We start from the raw sequence: 4,058 nt of genomic DNA on the forward strand, positions 1-4,058 counted from the left end.
GCGGGCCAAAGCCCTTCAAGCTGAACGCGGACAGCCCCAGGTGCTGCAAAAGGTCGTCGATCATGTATCTGGCCTTTGCCGATCGAAAAAACGCCCATCCCCGCGTGGGAATGGGCGTTGTGGGGTGCTGCTTACTTGCCGCTGTACAGGTTCAGGTCACCGAAGTGCTTTTTCTGGATTTCGGCGTAGGTGCCGTCATCGTGCAGCGCCTTGATGCCCTTGTCGATCAGGGCCTTGAGCTCTTTGTTGCTCTTGGCGATACCGACAGCGGTCTTGGACGGCAGCAGTTCGCTGTCGATCGGCTGGCTGACTTCATAGTCGGCGCCAGCCGGCGATTTCAGAAAGCCCAGTTCGGCTTGCAGCATGTCCTGGATCGAGGCGTCGAGACGACCGGAGGTCAGGTCCGCGTAAACCTGGTCCTGATTCTGGTAGGCCTGGGTTTTCACACCGGCCTTGTCCAGCACAGCCTTGGCGTAGGCTTCCTGGATGGTGCCCTGCTCGTAGCCCACGGTCTTGCCTTTGAGGGAGGCCGGGTCGGCGGTCAGGCCGGCGCCTTTCTTGAATACCAGAGAGGTCGGGCCGGAGAACAGCTCGTTGGAGAAGTCGATGACTTTCTCGCGCGCCGGAGTCACGGTCATGGACGAGATCACGCCATCGAACTTCTTGGCCTTCAGGCCTGGGATCATGCCGTCGAAGTCACTCTCTACCCACTTGCAGGTCACTTTCAGCTCTTTGCAGATAGCGTTGCCCAGGTCGATGTCGAAACCTACCAGGCTGCCGTCGGCGGCTTTGGATTCAAAAGGCGCGTACGAAGGATCGACCCCAAAGCGTAATTCCTTGTATTCCTTGGCCAGTGCGCTGCCGGCGGAAAATGCCAGAGCCAGTGCAGAAAGGGTCAGCAATGCTTTTTTCATTGTGCAGTCCTTAAAACCAATTGAGAGCGTTGGGTAAACGCCGTATTCGTTACCGGCAAGTGCCAGACATCATTTTGATAGCAAGTTTCGCACCATAGTCCAAATCACCCTGCTTGAGCGGTGATCGATGTCGCTTGATGACAATATTCTTTCATCAGGCGGCCACATCGCCCGGGCAGCGGGCGATGCCATTGGTACATCAATGCCCCAAAATAATCCACGCTAAAAGAGTGCCCCGAAATGGGGCGTGCCAGTGTTACGCCAGTAGGTCCTGCAGTGTGGCGAGGCTGTCCGCCTCGGCCACCGGCTTGTCATGGCGCCAACGCAGCATTCGCGGGAAGCGCACGGCGATTCCGCTCTTGTGGCGTTTGGACAGGGCAATCCCCTCGAAGCCCAGTTCGAACACCAGGGTGGGCTTGACACTTCTCACCGGGCCGAACTTTTCCACCGTGGTCTTGCGGATGATGGCGTCAACCTTGCGCATTTCCTCGTCCGTCAGCCCCGAATAGGCTTTGGCGAACGGCACCAGGGTGCGCTGCGAAGCCTCGGGCGGGCCGTCCCAGACGGCAAAGGTGTAATCGCTGTACAGACTGGCCCGGCGTCCGTGTCCAGCCTGGGCATAAATCAGCACGGCATCGACACTGAAGGGGTCGACCTTCCATTTCCACCAGGTGCCCATGTCCTTGGTGCGACCCACGCCATACAACGACTCGCGGGCCTTGAGCATCATGCCCTCGACACCCAGGCTGCGCGAAGCTTCGCGTTGCCGGCCCAGATCATGCCAATCCTCACCGCTCAGCACTGGCGATGCACGCAGTACGGGGTCGCCAGCCTGGCTGATGACTCGCTCCAATTGAGTGCGTCGCTCATGCTGCACGCGGTTACGCCAGTCCTCGCCTTGCCACTCCAGCAGGTCGTAGGCCAGAACCACTACCGGCACTTCTTCAAGGATCTTCTTGCTCAAGGTCTTGCGGCCAATGCGTTGTTGCAGCAGGGCGAAAGGCTGGACCGCAGGCGCGTCGGTGGAAGACGCAGAGGGTGCATCCAGGCTGAAATCCTCTGGTGACGTGTCGGCGGGCGGTGGTGCGCGCCAGACCACGATTTCACCGTCGATGACTGTGCCGTCGGGCAGGCTTTGCTCAAGCGAGTGCAGCTCGGGAAAACGCTCCGACACCAGTTCTTCACCGCGAGACCAGATCCACAACCGGCCTTCGCGCTTCACCAACTGGGCACGAATGCCGTCCCACTTCCACTCGATCTGCCAATCGCTGCTGGGGCCCAGCAGGGTCTCGAACTGATCCACCGGTTGCTGCAGCGAATGGGCGAGAAAGAACGGGTAAGGCTGGCCGCCGCGCTGAGCGTGCTCATCGGCCGACTCCGGGGCGATCAGCTTCAGATAGCTGGCCGCAGTCGGTCGATGGGACAGGTCGGTATAGCCCACCAGGCGCTGGGCGACGCGTTTGCTGTCCAGCTCGGCCATCTGCGCCAGTGCGCGGGTCACCAACAGCTTCGACACACCGACCCGGAAGCTTCCGGTGATGAGCTTGAGGCACAACATCAGGCTGGGCCGATCCAGGGCTGCCCAGAGCGGCGGCAGGCGTTCGGCCAAGGTCTCCGGTGGCAGGCCGCGCAGCGGCAGCAACGCATGTTCCAGCCACCAGGCCAGGCCTTCGTCAGTGCTGTGTTCGGCCTCGGGCAGCAGCAGCGAAAAGGTCTCCGCCAGATCGCCCACTGCCTGGTAACTTTCCTCGAACAGCCACTCGGGAATACCGGCAAGCTGAACCGCCAGTTCGCGCAGCACCTTGGTCGGCACCAGTTGCCGTGGCCGGCCGCCCGAAAGGAAATACACGGCCCAGGCAGCATCGGCCGGGTCGGCCTGGCGGAAATAATCTTCCAGATACTGGCGCTTGGCGTTGGTGGACGTGGTTTCGTCGAGGTTGGCGTAAAGCTGGGCGAAGGCCTTCATGAGGCCACCTCCTGGGGTTCCTCTTCGTTGCCGTATTCAGTGGTGAAGCCTTGGGCATCCAGGCCAATGTCGCGCAGGTAGCGCACCAGCACGTCGACCGAGCCGTGGGTGACCATTACCCGCTCGGCGCCGGTCTGTTCGATGGCCCACAGCAGGCCGGGCCAGTCGGCATGGTCCGAAAGCACGAAGCCGCGGTCCACGCCGCGCCGCCTGCGGGTGCCGCGCAGGCGCATCCAGCCGCTGGCGAAGGCGTCACTGTATTCGCCGAAACGGCGCATCCAGGTACTGCCACCGGCCGAAGGTGGTGCGATGATCAAGGCACTGCGCAAGGCCGGGTCGGTTTTCTTGAAGTCTCCGGNNGTACTGGGTGGCCGGAATGTAAACCCCGGCGTCGCGGTAGACGCGGTTCAGCGGTTCCACCGAACCGTGCGCCAATATCGGGCCGATGCTGGCGTCGATGCCATGCAGCAACCGCTGCGCCTTGCCGAAGGCATAGGCGAACAGCACGCTGGCCTTGCCCTGGGCCGCGTTGGCACTCCACCACTCGTTCACCTCGCCGAAGATTTCCGCCTGAGGCTGCCAGCGGTAGATCGGCAGGCCAAACGTGGATTCGGTGATGAAGGTATGGCAGCGCACGGGTTCGAAGGGCGCACAGGTGCCATCCGGTTCGACCTTGTAGTCCCCGGACGCGACCCATACCTCGCCCTGATATTCCAACCGCACCTGAGCCGAACCCAGTACGTGCCCGGCGGGGTGGAAGCTCAAGGTGACGCCGTGATGACGCAGGGTTTCACCGTATTCGAGCAGTTGCAGATTGATGTCCTGGCCCAGGCGCGTGCGCAGGATACCTTCGCCCGGCGCGGCTGCCAGGTAATGCTCGTTGCCCGTACGCGCATGGTCGCCATGGCCGTGGGTGATCACTGATCGCTCAACTGGCCGCCAGGGGTCGATATAGAAATCGCCGGCGGTGCAATACAGGCCTTCAGGGCGCGCTACGACTAGGTCCATGGCAGGTGGGCCGGGTGATGGGTGTGTTGTTATGAGGCGGCGGGGGAGGGGAAAGTTCGAAGGGATGCCGGGCTGAACGACGCCCACAAAAAAGCCCCTGCGATGAGGGGCTTCTTCAGAATCTGGCTCCACGACCTGGACTCGAACCAGGGACCCAATGATTAACAGTC

Annotated in this window: 2 protein-coding genes, 1 tRNA gene and 1 pseudogene (1 of these 4 cut by a window edge); all 4 read right to left on the reverse strand. The window is 61.8% G+C overall.

The annotated features are described in order from the left end of the window. Positions 1 to 131 precede the first annotated feature (131 nt). On the reverse strand, positions 132 to 914 hold the full coding sequence (locus B3397_RS16285) for a transporter substrate-binding domain-containing protein (RefSeq protein WP_296251973.1): 783 nt from the start codon (positions 912 to 914) through the stop codon (positions 132 to 134). Between the two features lie 256 nt (positions 915 to 1,170). After that, complete coding sequence (locus tag B3397_RS16290; protein ID WP_296251974.1) at positions 1,171 to 2,880, reverse strand: ATP-dependent DNA ligase; 1,710 nt, start codon at positions 2,878 to 2,880, stop codon at positions 1,171 to 1,173. After that, positions 2,877 to 3,888 (reverse strand): annotated as a pseudogene (locus tag B3397_RS16295) (ligase-associated DNA damage response exonuclease). The gene B3397_RS16290 and the pseudogene B3397_RS16295 overlap by 4 nt, the downstream one beginning before the upstream one ends. 123 nt (positions 3,889 to 4,011) lie before the next feature. Further along, positions 4,012 to 4,058, reverse strand: a tRNA-Asn gene (locus B3397_RS16300) (it continues 41 nt past the right edge of the window).

It is taken from the genome of Pseudomonas sp. UBA4194, assembly GCF_002379585.1.
Taxonomy (GTDB): domain Bacteria; phylum Pseudomonadota; class Gammaproteobacteria; order Pseudomonadales; family Pseudomonadaceae; genus Aquipseudomonas.

What these genes read in the sequence shown, in the direction of transcription:
- B3397_RS16285 (WP_296251973.1), bottom strand. Translation starts at nt 914, where the DNA reads ATGAAAAAAGCATTGCTGACCCTTTCTGCACTGGCTCTGGCATTTTCC.
- B3397_RS16290 (WP_296251974.1), bottom strand. Translation starts at nt 2,880, where the DNA reads ATGAAGGCCTTCGCCCAGCTTTACGCCAACCTCGACGAAACCACGTCC.